The sequence below is a fragment of the Pseudonocardia lacus genome (assembly GCF_018531445.1).
Lineage (GTDB): Bacteria > Actinomycetota > Actinomycetes > Mycobacteriales > Pseudonocardiaceae > Pseudonocardia > Pseudonocardia lacus.
The window spans coordinates 33,134-49,006 of record NZ_JAHDTH010000015.1; the positions used below are offsets into that span (position 1 = coordinate 33,134).

Sequence of the window (15,873 nt, forward strand, 5' to 3'; positions counted from 1 at the left end):
TGATCAGGAGTGACCCGCTCCCCGCGCTTCGCCACCACCATCGCCCTGCCCCTGCTCGTGCTGGCCGGCTGCGCCGCCGCCGCACCCGCCATCGCACCCGTCGCGGCCGCCCCGGCCACGGCCGCCGGGAAGTCCGCGACCGCGCCGCTGACGCCGTCGGAACTGGCGTTCGTCGAGCGGGTCGGGGCGGTCTCGCCCGCTCTCGCGCAGCGGCCCGAGCAGGCCGTCGGCCGGGGCGAGAGCATCTGCTTCGGCCTGCGGAACGACTCGCCGGCCGACAAGCTCGCCGCCGACGCCGCCGAGCGGTTCGGCGGTGACGGCGTCGAACTCTCCGACGCCGACGCCACGAAGATCGTCGACGCGGCGCGGGAGACGCTCTGCGCGGCCGGCTGACCGGGTCAGGCCAGGTCGGGGATCAGCTCGCCGACGAGCCGGATGCTCCTCATCACCGCCTCGTGCGGGATGCCGCCGATCTGCTGCAGGCACATCATCCGGTCGATCCCCAGGTCGGCGTAGGCCCGCAGCTTCTTGCGGCAGGTCTCCGGGCTGCCGACGATCAGCGAGTCCTGGGCGCTCAGGACCGTGAAGACCTCGTCGTCCGACACCGCCTCGCCCTGCAGGATCCGGGCGATCAGCAGGTTCGCCTCGGTCGGCGCGTCGCGCACCTCGGAGCGCAGGAACTCGCCGGTGAGGCCGCCGCCGTCGGGGGCGGCCACGATCTCGGCGTGGCGCGCGGTGGCCCGCACGAACTCGCCGGCCGCCTCGAAGAAGGTCAGCGCCGTCACCGTGTACCAGGCCGCGGCCGCGGCGGCGCCGTTGCGCATGGCCTCCTCGTCGGTGTCGGCGCAGTGCACGAAGGTGAAGAAGCCGACCTGGTCGTTGACGAACGCCCCGACCGGGTCGGTGCACGCGGCCGCGGCCGCCCGGTACAGCTCGACCAGCCGGCCGGCGCGCTCCAGCGACTGCCACATCGTGGTGCCCAGCACGCCGACCCCGCGCCGGCCCGCCTCCTCGAACGACGGCGGGGTCGCCGCCGCCTGCCACAACGGCGGGTGGGGCCGCTGCAGCGGCTTCGGGGAAATGGGGACGTCGTGGATGCGGTAGTGCTCGCTCTCGTAGGAGAAGCGCTCCGACGTCCACATCCGGGGCACCATTTCGAACGCCTGCCCGGTCTGGGCGCGGGCGTCGTCGGGCTCGATACCGAACAGGCGCCATTCCGGGATCGTCGAGCGGGTCAGGCCGAGCTCGACCCGGCCGCCGCTCAGGTGGTCCAGCGTGGCGGCCCGTTCAGCGATGCGGATGGGGTGGTTGAAGCGGCCCGGGGCGAGCACGGCCGAATGCCCGAGCCGGATCCGGCTGGTCCGCTGCGACAGGGCCGCGAGCATGAGTTCGGGCGCCGAGGAGAGGCTGAACTCCCCCGCACCGTGGTGCTCGACCTGCCACCAGCACCCGTAGCCGAGCTCGTCGGCGAGGACGGCCTGCTCGAGAGCCCGGGAGAACCGCAGCTGCTCGTGGCCCTCCGGCCACGGTCGGGGGTTCTGGATCTCGTTGAACAGGTCGATCTTCATCGGGCCTCCGCCGCTCGTCCTGCGAGCAATGAACCAGCGACCGCGGCGTCTCCGCCACAAAGTCGCACGCTCGGTCCACGGGCCGGAACGGCCGGTCATCAATCGCGCGCGAACGGGGTCGACGGAAACACCATCGGGCGATTGCCGGCGGTTCGCCCCAGCCATTTCCCGGAATGGCGTGGAACAGCTCAGGAGTCGGCCAGGACCCCCGGCGGGACGAGCGCGTCGCGCGTGCCCTTCCACGGCTTGACCCACGTCATGCGCTCGGGGACGAGGGGCTCGCCGCAGGCGCTGCACACCTCCCCGCGCGCGGTCTCGCTGCCGCACGTCCGGTGGATCATCGCCATGTGCCCGCCACCGGCCGGCATCGCCGTGTGCCGCTCGCCCCACAGCGCGAGCAACTGCAGGACGGGCAGCAGCTCGGCCGCGGCCTCGGTGGCCGCGTAGCCCTGGCGCGTGCGCCCGCCGCTGTCGTAGTCGACGCGGACCAGCAGGCCGGCGTCGACCATGGCGTGCAGGCGGCGGCTGAGCACCGCCTCGGAGATGCCGAGACCGTCGCGCAGCGAGTCGAAGCGGCCGCGGCCGTGCAGCACGTCGCGGATGATCAGCAGGACCCAGCCGTCGCCGAGCACGTCCAGCGAGCGGCGGATCGGGCACATGTCGTCGGACCAGTCGGATCGCAGGGGCATGGCCGTTCCCGTCAGCTCGTTCCTCGGTTAGGCTGCCGCGAGCATATAGCTTCGTTCAAGAAAGTCAGGAATCCATGGCGTCACGGTCAGACGAGCGCGCACCCCACCGGTCCCGCGTCCACCCGGCGTGGTGGGTGGCGGCCGTCGCGTTCCTGGCGCTGCTGGGGGCCGCGGGCTTCCGCGGCGCACCCGGCGCCCTGATGGTGCCGCTGCACGACGAGTTCGGCTGGTCGACCAGCGTCATGTCACTGGCCGTGAGCATCAACCTGGTGCTCTTCGGGCTCGTCGCGCCCTTCGCCGCCGCCCTGATGGACCGCTTCGGGATGCGCCGGGTCATCTCCGCGGCCCTGGTCCTGGTGGCGCTCGGCTCCGGCGGCAGCATCGTCATGACGGCCTCCTGGCAGCTGCTGGTGTTCTGGGGCCTGCTGATCGGCACCGGCACCGGGGCGATGGCGCTGGTGTTCGCGGCGACCATCGCCAACCGGTGGTTCGTCGAGCGCCGCGGCCTCGTCATGGGCGTGCTCACCGCCGGCTCGGCCACCGGGCAGCTGGTGATCCTGCCCCCGGTCGCCGCGCTCGCCGAGAACGTCGCTGGCGGGCGGCGTCGCTGGTCATCGCCGCGTCGGCGCTCGCCGTCGCGCCGCTGGTGTGGTGGATCGTCCGCGACTTCCCCGACGAGCGCGGCGTCCTGCCCTACGGCGCCGACCCGGCCACCTACGTCGCCCCGACGCGGGCCGTGGGCGGCGCGGTCCGGCGCGCCGTCGAGGGCCTGGCCTTCGCGTCCCGCCGGCGGGCGTTCTGGGCGCTGGCGGTCGCGTTCGCGATCTGCGGGGCGACCACCAACGGGCTCATCGGCATCCACTTCATCCCCTCGGCCCACGACCACGGGATGTCCGCCACCACCGCCGCCGGCCTGCTGGCCCTGGTGGGGATCTTCGACATCGCCGGCACGATCGCCTCCGGCTGGCTGACCGACAAGTTCGACCCGCGCAAGCTGCTGGTCGGCTACTACACGTTCCGCGGCGTCGGCCTGCTCATACTGCCCTGGCTGCTGTCCGACGAGGTGCACCCGAGCATGGTCCTGTTCGTGGTCATCTACGGCCTCGACTGGGTCGCCACGGTCCCGCCGACCGCCGCCCTGTGCCGGGAGATCTTCGGCGAGCGCGGCACGATCGTCTTCGGCTGGGTGTTCGCCTCCCACCAGATCGGCGCCGCCGTCGCCGCGTTCGGCGCCGGCGTCATCCGCGACACCTTCGGCGCCTACACCTACGCCTGGTGGGGCGGGGCCGCGATGTGCGCGATCGCGGCCGCGCTGTCGGTGGTCGCGCGGGAGCACCGGCGCCGGCCCGGGAAGACCCCGGAGGCGACCAGGACGCCGGACGCGGGAGCGCGTTCGTGACCGCTGACACGAGTTCCGGGTCAGGGCGGTGTACTCCTATCGTGTGAGCCATGGTGGGGACGGGTAGGCACGCGGCTACCGGCCGTGGTCGACGTGCGCCGCGTCCCGCGCCGGGCGAGCACGGTCGCCGGCCCGCGCACCGGGCCGCCACCAGCACGGACGACGCCGGGCCGCGGACGGCGTCGGGTCGCCGCGTCCAGGTCGTCGGGGCGCTGCTCGGCGCGGTGGTCGGGGTCGTCGTCTGCTGGCTGATGCAGCGGGCGCTGGGCGACGACGCGCTGATCACCGTCAGCTACGCGCGGACGCTCGCGGAGTCCGGGACGTGGGGCGTGTTCCCCGGCATCACGGCGAACACCCAGACCAGCCCGCTGAACGCGTGGCTGCTGGCCGCCGGCATGGTGCTCGTCGACCAGCCGCTGCTGGTGGCGTCCGGGTTCGCGGTGCTGTGCCTGGCCGCGTGCGGGTGGCTCGCGGTGGGGCTCGCGCGTCGGGTGGGCGTCGCGCCCGCCGGGGGGTGGCTGACGGTCGCCGTCATCGCGACCTCGCCCGTGCTGTCCGCGACCATCGGCCTGGAGGCCTACCTGGGTGCCGCGGTCCTGCTGGGGCTCGCCCAGGCCGCGCTGGGCGGTCGCGTGGTCGTCACCGGGGTGCTGTGCGGGCTGGCCGTGCTCACCCGGCCCGACCTGGCCGTACCCGCCGCCGTCCTCGCGCTGGGCCTGCTCACGGCACCGAAGACCCGCTGGCGACGGGTCGGGGGGCTCGCGGCCGCCGCCGGGCTGGCCGCGCTGGTCGCGCTGCCCTGGCACGTCTGGTCGTGGTTCCACCTCGGCGGGGCGGTTCCGGACACGACGTGGGTACGCACCGACGACAGCTCGGGGCTCACGATCCTGCCCGCGGTGCTCGGGTGGCTGCGGGCCTTCCCCCTGGTGACGGGGGCGAGCGCGGTGCCCGTCGTGCTCGCCGTGGTGGCGGCCGTCGTCGCGGCCGTGCGCCCGCGGCGGCGCTGGGCGGTCGCGGTGCTGCTGCTCGTGGCGGCCGGGTGGGCGCACCTGGGCGCGCTCGAACTGATCGGCGCGCAGGGCGCCGGCTGGTACTACGGGCCGGCCGTGGCGTGCTCGGCCGCGGCGCTCGGCGTCGCCGTCGGCGCGGCGGGTCGGCCGGTGTTGGCGGGGGTGGGCAGCGGGGTCGTCGTGCTGGCGGCCTGCGCCGGGGTCGCGACGTCCGGGGCGCTGCCGTGGACGTCCGCGCCGCTCGTCGCGAACCTGGCCCTGACCTCGGAGTACGCCGCCGTCGCCGCGGAGCTGCCCGCGCTGACCGGCGGCGAGCCGATCAGCGGGCCCGGGGAGCTCGGCGCGCTGGCCTACTACGCGGCACCGGTCGCGACGCTGGACTTCCTCAGCGAACCGGCCCGCACCGACCGGGTCATGCGCGCCCGCGCCGCCGAGGGCGGGCTGCGCGCCGAGCTCATGCGGCTCAACGGGCTCCACCGCCGCAGCCCGCCGCCGATCGACACCCCGTGGAGCCTCGACTTCGTCGACCCCGCCGCGGCGACCGGGCGGGTGGTCCGGGTGTGGGAGGTCGAAGGGCCGCTGGGCGGGCGCAGCCCGCTGGTGCTGACGCACCGGGGCTGAGACCGGCCCGGGTGCGGCACCCCGTGACCTGGGTGCCGCACCGGACGGGGCTACAGGGTGCCGTCGTCGGCCAGGGTGCCGGAGGAGAGGGTGACGCCCTCGCCGACCTGGCGGGGGATGGTGACCTCGCTGACCAGGTTGCCGGTCGAGACGACCTCCAGGCTCTCCGCGCTGCCCCGCTGGTAGTCCAGGCCGATGCCCTCGCCGTTGCCGCGGATGGCGTTGCCGGTCACGCTCACGAACGCGTTCGCGTAGTTGCCGCGCACGTGCAGGAACGTGCCGCTGCCGTCGTTGAACTTGAAGATGCGGTTGCTGGAGATCGTGCTGGCCGCACCGCCCTGGACGGCGGCGTAGATGCCGTAGGTGCCGAAGTCCTCGATGTAGTTGTCGTGCACCGAGGACCCGTAGAGCCGGTTCATGGCCAGCCCGGTCTCGCCGTCGACGCCGTAGATGTGGTTGCCGGTGATCAGCCAGCCGGCGGTGTTGTCCATCGAGACGCCGTCGCTGCCGGTCCCGGCGATGTAGTTGTCGGCGAGCTGCCAGTCGGTGACGCTGTTGCCCGGGTCGTCCACGTTGACGCCGTGGCGGCCCGACCGGTTGATCTGCATGCTGGCGATCCGGCCGTTGACCTGGGTGTTGGTCAACCGGGTGCCGTTGGCCGACACGCTGGTCACCCGGACGCCGTCGCGGGCGCTTCCGTTGATCTCGATGTCCTCGACGGTCGTCTGCCAGGAGCGCAGCACGATCGAGTCGCCCGCGGTCGGGTTGTTCGCGACGTTGCCGTTGATCGTCAGCGTCCGCAGGGTGATCGGCAGGCCGGTGGTGGAGGAGTTGTCCACCCAGCTGTCGCTGGCGAAGATCGCCGGCAGGTTGGCCCCGTCGGCCTGCTTGATCTGCGTGCCGGTGCGGGAGCCGCCGCGGTAGGTGCGGTTGCCCAGCAGCTTGATCGTCTCGTTGACCAGGCACGGGCCGTTGAAGACGATCTCGTCGCCGGGCTTGCTCGCCGCGATCCGGTTGTTGATGAGCCGGGCGTCCGTCAGCGTGTTGGTGCACGGCACCGTGCGCGTGGCCAGCACGGCCGGGGCCAGCGGCGCGTCCGGCGGCTGCGGCGGCGGAGGCTGCGCCGGCGAGAAGGAGAGCGTGGCGGCCACCGCGGCGGCGGCCAGGGCGATGAGGCTCTGCACGTTCGGTACTCCTGTCCGTTCGACTGCGCGCCCGTCGCCGGAGTGCGGCCCGACCGGTGAGCGCGCGTGCGCCATCACCGGGCGGGCGGGGAGCAGCCGGACCGGGGAGCGGGTGCCAGACGCCTCGATCGGATGTTCGTCGACGGGCGGACCCGCTCCTGACCGCCCGTCCGGCACCGCCGTCGACGAGCTCCTGCGCGGGCCCCACCCGTCGGTCCCCCGACACGACCGAGTGAAAGGCTGTCTACGTATCGTGACGGGCGGTCGCGGCGTTACCGGTTCGACACAGGGCCCCGTCGAGAACGAACTTGTCGTGATCGACAGGGCGGGATTATAACGACAAGTTCGTTCTCGACGGTAGGGGCGGCCGGGTCAGCGGGGTGCGGTGCCGAGCAGGCCGGCGTCGACCAGGAGCCAGCGGGCGTCGTCGAGCCGGTCGTCGGGCACCAGCAGCCGGGGTTGCATCCCGCCCACCGCGAGGTCGCTGTCGTGACGGTCGGCCACGTGGTGATCGATGCCGGAACCGGCCAGCAGCGCCGAGGCGAAGCTCAACAGCACCTGGTCCGCGGTCCGCAACAGCTCCACCATGACCCCGACCGTACTGACGCGGCGGGTCCCTGTCGTGCGCCTTTACCGCGCCGACGCCGGCTTGACCTCACGTCGACATGAAGCACGAGGCTCCGGGCGTGCCCACTCCCCCTGCTTCCCTCGCCCGGCTCGACCTCGCCGACGCCCTGCCCGCCGCCGCCCGGCTGCGGGCGCGCTCCTACGACCTGCTCGCCGTCCCGCCCGGCGCGGCGGTGGTCGACGTCGGCTGCGGGTCCGGGCTCGCCGTCGCCGAACTCGTCGCGCGGGGCGTGCGCGCGATCGGCGTGGACCCCGATCCGGCGGTGCTCGCGGTGGCCGCCGGGCGCCGACCCGGCCACGACTTCCGCCGGTCCGACGCGTACGCGCTGCCGCTGGCGGACGGTGAGGTCGCCGGGTACCGGGCCGACAAGGTCTTCCACCTGCTCGACGACCCGGCCCGGGCGCTGGCCGAGGCCCGGCGCGTGCTGGCGCCCGGCGGTCGCGTCGTGCTGACCGGCCAGGACTGGGACGCGATCGTCGTCGACTCCGACGACCCGGGGACGACGCGGGCCCTCCTGCGCGCTCGCGCGGACGCGATGCCGGCTCCGCGGTCCGCGCGCGCCTACCGCGCGACCCTGCTGGACAACGGGTTCACCGACGTCATGGTCGAGGCCCGGGTCAGCGTGTTCACCGACCCGGCGGTGGCGCTCCCGATGCTGGAGGGGTACGCGGGCGCGCCCGTCGAGGGGGCGGGCGCCTGGATGGACGAGCAGCGGCGGCGGGCGCGGGACGGGCGGGTGCTGGTCGCCGTCCCGGTGTTCCTGGCCGCGGCCACGGCACCGGGCGCGGTGTGAGCGGGTCCAGCCTCACCGCGCCCTGGCGCGCACGGCCCGCACCAGCAGCCACACGCCGCCGACCAGGCACACCAGGCCGATCACCAGCCACAGCCGGGACCCGGTCATGAAGCTGCCACCCAGCAGGCCGGCGCCCTGCAGGGTCCAGACCGCGCCGACCAGGGCCAGGACCACGCCGAGGGCGGGGAGGAGGAAGCGCATCCCGCGATGATGCCCGCCCGGGCCCCATCGCCGCCGACCGGCGAGGAGCAACGCCGGCGGCGCTACCGGTCGATCTCGCCGTCGATCTGCTCGCGGATGATGTCGGCGTGCCCGGCGTGCCGGGCGGTCTCCTGCAGGAGGTGCGCCAGCACCCAGCGCAGCGTCGGCGGATCGTCCTGCCCCGCGTTCCGGCAGGCGTCGTCGAGGTCCGCGGACTCGACGACGGAATCGACGCGCGCCCACCCCGCGCGGTACGCGTCGAGGGCGGCGGCCACGGTGTCGTCCGGTCCGACGGCGTCGTCGGGGATCGCCGGGGCCTTGCCGGCGAAACGCTCCTCGACCCACCTCGACTCGACCCACGCCATGTGCCGGACGAGCCGCAGCAGCGAGGTGCCGCTCGGGACGAGTGCGCGCCGGGCGTCCCATTCGTCCACCCCGTCCACCTGGCGGACCAGTGACTCCCGCTGGAGCTGGAGCAGGGCGCGGAGCACACGACGGTCGTCGCCGTCGACCCGAGGGGGTTCGCCATCGGCCACGGGTCGGACGCTACGCGCCCGCGCCGCCCACCGGGCCCCGTCGCGGGGATCGGGACGTGTTCACGCCCGGGAACGCGGACGCGCCCCCACCGTGGCGAGGGCGCGTCGGGAGCGGACCGGAATCGTCAGCGGACGGGGCGGCGGCGCGAGTAGCTGCGCACCTTCACCGGCCCGCCGCCGACGCCGCCGAGGTGCAGCGCCAGGCACAGCAGCCCGGCAAGCATCAGGACCTCGGCGGTGATGACCGAGAGGCTGAGCCCGAAGAGGGCGAAGAGCAGTGCGAGGCCGAACAGAACAGCGGAGATGATCGCGGTCACGGGTTTCCTCCCGGTCGAGGGCCACGACGGCCTGGGACGCTCGGGAGCTGAGTGCCCACTTCGCGCGACGCCGAATCACACTCCGTGAAACCCCGCCGGCCCCCGTCGCCCGGCCCGTTGACAGGTTCTCCGCGGCGCTCCTACGTTCCGGCTGGTAGGCCCCCGCCTCGTCCCGAGGAGTCACCGTGCCGATCCCGCCCCCCGATGCCGCCCGCCTCGCCGCGTTGAGCGAGCACTACTCGTTCGGCCTCACCCCCGAGGAGCTGGAGGTGTTCGGCCCGGCCGTCGCCTCGACGTTCGCCTCCTCCGAACGGGTCGCGGAGCTGTACGCGGCCGGCGCCCCGCAGCCGCCGGAGCGGGCGTGGTCGGAGCCCGCCGACAACCCGCTCGGCGCCTGGTACGTCACGACGTCGATCGAGGGCGCGGCCGCGGGCCCGCTCGCCGGCCGCACGGTCGCGATCAAGGACAACGTCGCGGTGGCCGGGGTGCCGATGATGAACGGCTCGCGGACGGTGGAGGGCTTCGTGCCCTCCCGCGACGCCACCGTCGTCACCCGGCTGCTGGAGGCGGGCGCGACGATCGCCGGCAAGGCCGTGTGCGAGGACCTGTGCTTCTCCGGGGGCAGCTTCACCTCGCACCCGGGCCCGGTGCGCAACCCGTGGGACCCGACGCGCAACGCGGGCGGCTCGTCGAGCGGCAGCGCGGTGCTGGTGGCCACCGGGGAGGTCGACCTGGCCCTGGGCGGCGACCAGGGCGGCTCGGTGCGCATCCCGAGCGCGTTCAGCGGGACCGTCGGGCACAAGCCCACGCACGGCCTCGTGCCCTACACCGGGGCGTTCCCGATCGAGCAGACGATCGACCACCTCGGCCCGATGACCCGCACGGTCGCCGACGCCGCGCTGATGCTGGGCGTGCTGGCCGGTGTCGACGGGTTCGACCCCCGCCAGCCGACGGCGCTGGAACCGGTCGACTACCTGGCCGCGCTGCAGGGACCGGTCGCGGGGCTGCGGGTCGGCGTGGTCGCGGAGGGGTTCGGCACGCCGGTGTCCGAGCCCGGCGTCGACGACGCCGTCCACGCGGCGGTCGACGTGCTGCGCGGGGCCGGACTGGTCGCGCAGGACGTGTCGGTCCCCTGGCACGCCGACGCGATGGCCGTCTGGAACGTGATCGCCACCGAGGGCGCCGCCCTGCAGATGCTCGACGGCAACGGCTACGGCATGAACTGGCAGGGCCTCTACGACCCGGAGCTGATCGCGCACTTCGCCAGGGGCCGGGCGACGCACGGGGCGCAGCTGTCCAAGACGGTGAAGCTGGTCGGGCTGTCCGGCCGGTACACGTTCGAGCTGGGCGGCGGGCGGTACTACGCGATGGCCCGCAACCTCGCGCTGGAGCTGCGCCGGGCCTACGACGACGCACTGGCCACCCACGACGTGCTGGTGATGCCGACGCTGCCGTTCGTGGCCCAGCCGCTGGTGGGGCTGGACGCCCCGCTGGAGCAGTACCTGCCGACGGCGCTGTCGATGATCGGCAACTGCGCGCCGTTCGACGTCAGCGGCCACCCTGCGTGCACGGTGCCGGCGGGCCTGGTCGGCGGCCTGCCGGCCGGGCTGATGATCGTCGGGCGGCGGTTCGACGACGCCACCGTGCTGCGCGTGGCGCACGCGTTCGAGCAGGCGGTGGGCGGGTTCCCGGCGCCGCGACCGGCGGCGGCGAGCACCGCCTGACCGCACATACGTGCGGATGCGCAAGATCTGCTCGCCCGGAGCCCTCGTGACGGGCCGGCGTGATCTGGGACACTCCGTGCGCACGGGACGCCGGTCCGGCTCCGCGGGGGCAGTCGGTGGCGTCCCCGGACGCGCTAGGAGGCGCGGTGGCCGAGAAGACCCAGACCACCCTTCCGAGCAAGTACCTACCGCCGGTCGACTTCCGCGACCTGCCAGAACCGGTTCCCCTGCGCAAGGTCGCCGGGGCGAGCGTCATCATCCTGGCCACGGCCATCGGCTCCGGCGAGGTGATCCTCTGGCCCTACATCACCTCGCAGGTCGGCTTCATCTTCATGTGGGCCGCCGTGGTGGGTTTCGGCATCCAGTTCGTGCTCAACATGGAGATCGAGCGCTACACGCTGGCCACCGGTGAGTCCGCCATCACCGGTTTCACCCGGTTCTGGAAGCCGTGGTGGTGGCTGTTCGTGGTCTTCGCGCTGCTGCAGAACCTCTGGCCCGGCTGGGCCACCGGCGCGGCCACCACCGCGACGTTCGTGTTCGGGCTCGGCGATGACGCGCCGATCGTCCCGATCACCATCGCGGCGCTGATCGCCATCGGCCTCACGTTGACCCTGTCGCCGGTGGTGTACCAGGCCGTGGAGAAGATCCAGGGCGTCCTGGTGGTGCTGATCATGCTGTTCGTGCTGGTCGCCATCCCGACCGCCACCGCCGGGGCGTCGTGGGGCGCGCTGGTCACCGACGGCGTCGGCTTCCCCGTCGGGCAGTCGGACCTGACCATCGCCCTGCTGCTCGGGGCGCTGGCCTTCGCCGGCGCCGGCGGGGCGAACAACCTGGTGCAGAGCAACTACATCCGCGACAAGGGCATGGGGATGGGCCGGCACATGCCCCGGATCGTCTCCCCGATCACCGGCCACGAGGAGGCCAGGCCCTCGCTGGGCTTCATGTTCCCGACCGACGCCGAGAACATGCGGCGCTGGCGGGGCTGGTGGAAGGTGGCGAACTGGGAGCAGTTCATCACCTTCTTCCTCATCGGCGTCGCGTCGCTGGTGGTGCTGGCGGTGCTGGCGCACTCCACGCTCGGCGTCGGCCAGGTGCAGGAGCGCGACCTCGCCTTCCTGCGGCTGGAGGGCGAGGTCCTGTCCGAGACCGTGGCGCCGTGGTTCGGCACCGCGTTCTGGATCGCCGTCACCATCGCGCTCTTCACCACCAACCTCGGCATCCTCGACTACACCAGCCGCCTGATCGCCGACCAGTTCAAGATCAACGCCCTGCGGGACAGCGCGGTCTGGACCGAGAGCCGGATCTACGCCGCGACCGTCTGGCTCATGATCGCGGTGGGCTCGACGATCCTGCTGGTGGGCGTCGACCGGCCGTTCCTGCTCGTGGTGATCGCGTCCTCGATCGCGGGCGTGCAGATGTTCATCTACTCCGGGCTGCTGATCCTGCTGAACCGGCGGGCGCTGCCGGCGGAGCTGAAGGTCCGCGGGTTCCGGCTGGCCGTGCTGGGGCTGTCGTTCCTGTTCTTCGGCTTCCTGTCGGTGCTGCTCGTCCTCGACGAGTTGGGGCTCACCGGTTGACGGTGCGGCAGCTGTGGCTGCGGGTGCTCACGGCCATGACGATCTGGCTGGTCCTCATCGGGCTGATGTGGCTGGTCGGGATCATCTGACCGGCCGGTCGGGCCGGGCGCGCGCGTGCGCCCGACCCGACCGGGTGACGGGCGCGCCGCTCAGATGCCGCCGAGCGCGGCGAACTGCCCCGAGCTGACGACGACGCCCGGGCCGACCTGGATCGGGATCGCCACCTCGGTGACCAGGTTGCCGGCCGAGACGACCTCCAGGCTGTTCGCGTTGCCCTTGATGTAGTCCAGCCCGACCCCGCCGCCGTTGCCGCGGATGGCGTTGCCGGTCACCGCGACCTTGCCGTCGCCGTAGTTGCCCTCGACGCGCAGGAACGTGCCGTCGCCGTCGTTGAACTTGAAGATGCGGTTGTTGGAGATGGTGCTGGCCGCGTCGCCCTGGACGCGGGCGATGAGCCCGACGGTGCCGAAGTCCTCGATGTAGTTGTCGCTGATGCCGGTGCCGTAGATGCGGTTGGCGCGCAGGCCGTAGTTGCCGTCGACGCCGTAGATGTGGTTGCCGGTGATCATCCAGCCGGCCGCGTTGTCGAGCGAGACGCCGTAGCCGCCGGTGCCGGCGACGTAGTTGTCGGCGAACTGCCAGTCGGTGACGCTGTTGCCCGGGTCCTCCACGTACAGCCCGCTGCCGCCGGAGTCGTTGATCTGCATGCTGGCGATGCGGCCGTTGACCTGGGTGTTGGTGATGCGGGTGCCGTTCTGCGACAGGCTGGTGACCCGCACGCCGTGGCGCTTGCTGCCGTTGATCTCGATGTCCTCGACCTGGGTCTGCCAGGAGCGGATGACGATCGAGTCCTTGGCGTTCGGGTTGTTCTCGACGTTGCCGTCGACGGTCAGCGTCCGCAGCGCGAACGGCAGGCCCGTGGTCGTGGTGTTGTCCAGGTAGCCGTCGCTGGCGAAGATCGCGTCGAGGTTGGCCCCGTCGGCCTGCTTGATGACGGTGCCGGTGCGCGAGCCGCCGCGGTAGGTGCGCCCGCCGATCAGCTTGATCGTCTTGTTGATCAGGCAGGTGCCGTCGAAGATGATCTCGTCGCCGGGCTGGCTCTGGGCGATCCGGCGGTTGATCGAGTCGGCGTCGCGCAGGCTGTTGCGGCACGGCACGGTCCGCTCCGCCACGGACAGCTTCTGCGGGCCGTCCAGCGGCACCGGCGGCACCGGCCCCGGAGGCGGCTGCGCCGGGGAGAAGGAGAGCGCCGCCGCTACGGCGGCGGTGGCGAGCGCAACGAGGCTTGGCACGTTCGGTACTCCTGTCGGTCGGTCGCGCGCCCGCGGCCGGGACCGGCGCCGTGCGGGCACGGGCCGGGGACGCTGGGGAGCGCCGACCGGAGGAGCGTGGGTCTGGCCCCGACCGGGGTTGCGCCGGGCGGGGACGCGAACCCGCCGCGGCGTCCCGCCCGACCGGTGCGCGACCGACCGCGCGCGGGCTCGCCGTGCACGGGCTCCGCGTCGTCCCCGACAGACCGATCGAGAAGCCGTCTACGTATCGACCGGGTGACCCCCGCGTTAGCAACTCTCCGTCGATCGGATCATCACCGCTGGTCGTCGGCCCTGCGGGATTTCCCCCGACCGCTCGCGCGAGATGATCGTCCGGTCACCCGGGGTGCCGTACGCTCCCGCTGCCCCGCCGGCCCACCGGTGTCCGCCGCCGAAGAACAGGAGCACCCGATGACGGCGACGAGCCCTCCGGTCCCCCGCGTCGCGACGACCCCCGCCCAGACCGCCCGCCTGGTGCTGGGCGGGTTCGTGCTCGCCAACCTGCTGCTCGTCGAGGTCCTGTTCGTCGCCTACGGCACCGGCAAGAACGGCATCCTGACGATCGCGAAGTTCTTCGGGCTGCACGCCGGGCTGATCCTGATGGTGCAGCTGGTGCTGATCGCCCGGCTGCCGTGGCTGGACCGGCGCGTCGGCATGGACCGGCTCACCGCGTGGCACCGCTGGGTCGGCTTCGGCCTGTTCTGGACGGTGCTGCTGCACGCGTCGTTCATCATCGCCGGCTACGGGGCGCTGTACTCGATGACGCCGCTGGCCACCTGGCTGAGCCTGGCCGCGGTGCCCGCCTCGCTGTTCGGCATGGTCGCCGCGACGATCATCGTCGTGGTGGCCGCGACCTCGGTCCGCTACGCGCGGCGGCGCATGTCCTACGAGGCGTGGCACGCCGTGCACTTCCTGCTCTACATCACGATCGCCCTCGGCGTGACCCACCAGCTCCTGGAGGGCACCACGTTCCCGGGCTCGCCGATCGCCGCGGGCTACTGGTGGACGCTGTGGGCGCTGGTGATCCTCGCGCTGCTCGTCGGGCGGATCGGGGTGCCGGTCTGGCGCAACCTCCGCCACCGGTACCGGGTGGCGGCGGTCGTGCCGGAGTCCGACGACGTCGTCTCCGTCCACATCACCGGCCGCGACCTGCACCGGCTGCCGGCCAGGGCCGGGCAGTTCATGATCTGGCGCTTCGTCGGCCACAACCCGTGGTGGCAGGCCAACCCGTTCTCGCTGTCCGCCGCCCCCGACGGGCGCTCCCTGCGGCTGACCGCGAAGGCCGCGGGCAAGACCAGCGCCGGGCTGCGGAACGTCCCGGTCGGCTCCCGGGTGTTCATCGAGGGCCCCTACGGCGCGTTCACCGGGATGCACCGCGTCCGCCCCGGCGCGCTGCTGATCGCCGGCGGTGTGGGCGTGACGCCGGTCCGCGCGCTGCTGGAGGAGGGCACCGGCCCCACCGTGGTGCTCTACCGGGCGCGCTCCACCACCGACGCGGTGCTGCTCGGCGAGATCCAGGAGCTGGCCCGGTCCCGCGGCGCCCAGCTCCACGTGCTGACGGGCCGGACGGTCCCGGGCAACTCGCCGTTCGACCCGGGCAACCTGCTGGCCCTGGTGCCCGACATCGTCGAGCGCGAGGTCTTCGTCTGCGGCCCGCCGGCCATGACCGAGGCGGTGCTGAAGAGCGTGCGGGCGCTGGGGGTGCCGGCCCGGCAGGTGCACGCCGAGCGCTTCGGCCTCGGGTAGGGCGCCGGCGCCCCGGTCGTCCGGCGCGTGGCGCGGCCGGCGGGCGAGCTCGGTCGCATCGTGCGCGGCGTCGCCGATGACGGCGCGCGCGGATGTCGGCGATGAGCATTAAGCTCGACGTCATCCATCCGCCGTGGCCCCCGCGGAAGCGACCTGTGACGTGCACGCGGAAGGGGCAGCATGAGCGGGGTGTTCGACGTCGCCGACGTCGTCGACGTGCCGGGGCCGGGCCGGCGCGGGGTGGTGCTGACGGCGCGCGCCGACCTCGACATCGCCAGCGAGGCCGCGGCCCGCACCCAGATCACCGGGCCCGCGGTACGCGACGCCGACGCCGTGCTGCTCGACCTCACCCTGGTCTTCGTCGGGGCCGCCGCGATCCGCTGCGTCGACGACGCCACGGCGCGGTTCCCGGCGGTGGCCCTGGTCGGGGCGCCGCGCTGGATGGCCGACCTGTCCGCCCTGGCCGGCATCGGGCCGCTGTCGTTCGCCCGGACCGTGCCGGAGGCGGTGGCCGCGCTGCGGGCCGCCGACCGCGGGCCCACCCCGCTGGTCGACGACCACTAGCCGGCG

Annotated in this window: 15 protein-coding genes and 1 pseudogene; 8 read left to right on the plus strand and 8 right to left on the minus strand. The window is 73.5% G+C overall.

Translation table 11 applies throughout. The features are described 5' to 3' along the window. The first annotated feature begins 9 nt into the window (after window positions 1–9). Window positions 10–393: a DUF732 domain-containing protein gene (locus tag KIK08_RS41535; protein WP_214401909.1), complete on the plus strand. Its 384-nt coding sequence runs from the start codon at window positions 10–12 to the stop codon at window positions 391–393. A gap of 5 nt (window positions 394–398) precedes the next feature. Here KIK08_RS41535 and KIK08_RS05585 read toward each other — a convergent pair whose 3' ends face one another. Then, the gene (locus KIK08_RS05585) at window positions 399–1,568 is read right to left on the minus strand and encodes an LLM class flavin-dependent oxidoreductase (RefSeq protein ID WP_214401910.1); all 1,170 of its coding nucleotides are present in this window, start codon (window positions 1,566–1,568) and stop codon (window positions 399–401) included. Window positions 1,569–1,756: 188 nt separating this feature from the next. Then, entirely contained in the window at window positions 1,757–2,257 is a 501-nt protein-coding gene (locus KIK08_RS05590) for a winged helix-turn-helix transcriptional regulator (protein ID WP_214401911.1), read from the minus strand. A gap of 74 nt (window positions 2,258–2,331) precedes the next feature. On the opposite strand from KIK08_RS05590, the pseudogene KIK08_RS05595 reads away from it, so the two are divergent. Both KIK08_RS05595 and KIK08_RS05600 read left to right on the plus strand, forming a co-directional pair. Beyond that, window positions 2,332–3,656, plus strand: a pseudogene (locus tag KIK08_RS05595) (MFS transporter). Window positions 3,657–3,706: 50 nt separating this feature from the next. Further along, a complete protein-coding gene (locus KIK08_RS05600; protein ID WP_214401912.1) occupies window positions 3,707–5,287 on the plus strand; it encodes an ArnT family glycosyltransferase in 1,581 nt (526 codons plus the stop codon). Window positions 5,288–5,337: 50 nt separating this feature from the next. On the opposite strand, the gene KIK08_RS41540 is transcribed toward KIK08_RS05600, so the two are convergent. Beyond that, window positions 5,338–6,471 (minus strand): right-handed parallel beta-helix repeat-containing protein, encoded by a 1,134-nt coding sequence (locus KIK08_RS41540; RefSeq protein WP_214401913.1) that lies wholly within the window; start codon window positions 6,469–6,471, stop codon window positions 5,338–5,340. 372 nt (window positions 6,472–6,843) lie between these two features. Continuing rightward, entirely contained in the window at window positions 6,844–7,059 is a 216-nt protein-coding gene (locus tag KIK08_RS05610; RefSeq protein ID WP_214401914.1) for a putative signal transducing protein, read from the minus strand. Window positions 7,060–7,157: 98 nt separating this feature from the next. Between KIK08_RS05610 and KIK08_RS05615 the strand changes: the two genes are divergently transcribed. Then, complete coding sequence (locus KIK08_RS05615; protein ID WP_308257416.1) at window positions 7,158–7,892, plus strand: methyltransferase domain-containing protein; 735 nt, start codon at window positions 7,158–7,160, stop codon at window positions 7,890–7,892. A 12-nt stretch (window positions 7,893–7,904) separates the two neighbouring features. On the opposite strand, the gene KIK08_RS05620 is transcribed toward KIK08_RS05615, so the two are convergent. From KIK08_RS05620 to KIK08_RS05630, 3 genes are all read right to left on the minus strand, one after another. After that, window positions 7,905–8,093 (minus strand): hypothetical protein, encoded by a 189-nt coding sequence (locus KIK08_RS05620; RefSeq protein ID WP_214401916.1) that lies wholly within the window; start codon window positions 8,091–8,093, stop codon window positions 7,905–7,907. A 62-nt stretch (window positions 8,094–8,155) separates the two neighbouring features. After that, on the minus strand, window positions 8,156–8,629 hold the full coding sequence (locus KIK08_RS05625) for a DinB family protein (RefSeq protein ID WP_214401917.1): 474 nt from the start codon (window positions 8,627–8,629) through the stop codon (window positions 8,156–8,158). A 125-nt stretch (window positions 8,630–8,754) separates the two neighbouring features. Further along, window positions 8,755–8,946 carry a hypothetical protein gene (locus KIK08_RS05630; protein ID WP_214401918.1) on the minus strand — a complete coding sequence of 64 codons (192 nt, stop codon included), beginning with the start codon at window positions 8,944–8,946 and terminating at the stop codon, window positions 8,755–8,757. Window positions 8,947–9,131: 185 nt separating this feature from the next. On the opposite strand from KIK08_RS05630, the gene KIK08_RS05635 reads away from it, so the two are divergent. Beyond that, complete coding sequence (locus tag KIK08_RS05635) at window positions 9,132–10,670, plus strand: amidase (protein ID WP_214401919.1); 1,539 nt, start codon at window positions 9,132–9,134, stop codon at window positions 10,668–10,670. 146 nt (window positions 10,671–10,816) lie between these two features. After that, complete coding sequence (locus KIK08_RS05640) at window positions 10,817–12,247, plus strand: Nramp family divalent metal transporter (RefSeq protein ID WP_214401920.1); 1,431 nt, start codon at window positions 10,817–10,819, stop codon at window positions 12,245–12,247. Window positions 12,248–12,396: 149 nt separating this feature from the next. On the opposite strand, the gene KIK08_RS41545 is transcribed toward KIK08_RS05640, so the two are convergent. Further along, the gene (locus KIK08_RS41545) at window positions 12,397–13,539 is read right to left on the minus strand and encodes a right-handed parallel beta-helix repeat-containing protein (RefSeq protein ID WP_214401921.1); all 1,143 of its coding nucleotides are present in this window, start codon (window positions 13,537–13,539) and stop codon (window positions 12,397–12,399) included. Window positions 13,540–13,968: 429 nt separating this feature from the next. Between KIK08_RS41545 and KIK08_RS05650 the strand changes: the two genes are divergently transcribed. Both KIK08_RS05650 and KIK08_RS05655 read left to right on the plus strand, forming a co-directional pair. After that, window positions 13,969–15,303, plus strand: coding sequence for a ferredoxin reductase family protein (locus KIK08_RS05650; protein WP_214401922.1), 1,335 nt, complete (start codon window positions 13,969–13,971; stop codon window positions 15,301–15,303). A gap of 180 nt (window positions 15,304–15,483) precedes the next feature. Continuing rightward, window positions 15,484–15,867, plus strand: coding sequence for a hypothetical protein (locus KIK08_RS05655; protein ID WP_214401923.1), 384 nt, complete (start codon window positions 15,484–15,486; stop codon window positions 15,865–15,867). The last annotated feature ends 6 nt before the right edge of the window (window positions 15,868–15,873 follow it).

Excerpts from the sequence above, each read along its gene's own strand:
- KIK08_RS05585 (WP_214401910.1), bottom strand. The coding sequence starts at position 1,568 with ATGAAGATCGACCTGTTCAACGAGATCCAGAACCCCCGACCGTGGCCG.
- KIK08_RS05590 (WP_214401911.1), bottom strand. The coding sequence starts at position 2,257 with ATGCCCCTGCGATCCGACTGGTCCGACGACATGTGCCCGATCCGCCGC.
- KIK08_RS05600 (WP_214401912.1), top strand. The coding sequence starts at position 3,707 with ATGGTGGGGACGGGTAGGCACGCGGCTACCGGCCGTGGTCGACGTGCG.
- KIK08_RS05610 (WP_214401914.1), bottom strand. The coding sequence starts at position 7,059 with ATGGTGGAGCTGTTGCGGACCGCGGACCAGGTGCTGTTGAGCTTCGCC.
- KIK08_RS05620 (WP_214401916.1), bottom strand. The coding sequence starts at position 8,093 with ATGCGCTTCCTCCTCCCCGCCCTCGGCGTGGTCCTGGCCCTGGTCGGC.
- KIK08_RS05650 (WP_214401922.1), top strand. The coding sequence starts at position 13,969 with ATGACGGCGACGAGCCCTCCGGTCCCCCGCGTCGCGACGACCCCCGCC.
- KIK08_RS05655 (WP_214401923.1), top strand. The coding sequence starts at position 15,484 with ATGAGCGGGGTGTTCGACGTCGCCGACGTCGTCGACGTGCCGGGGCCG.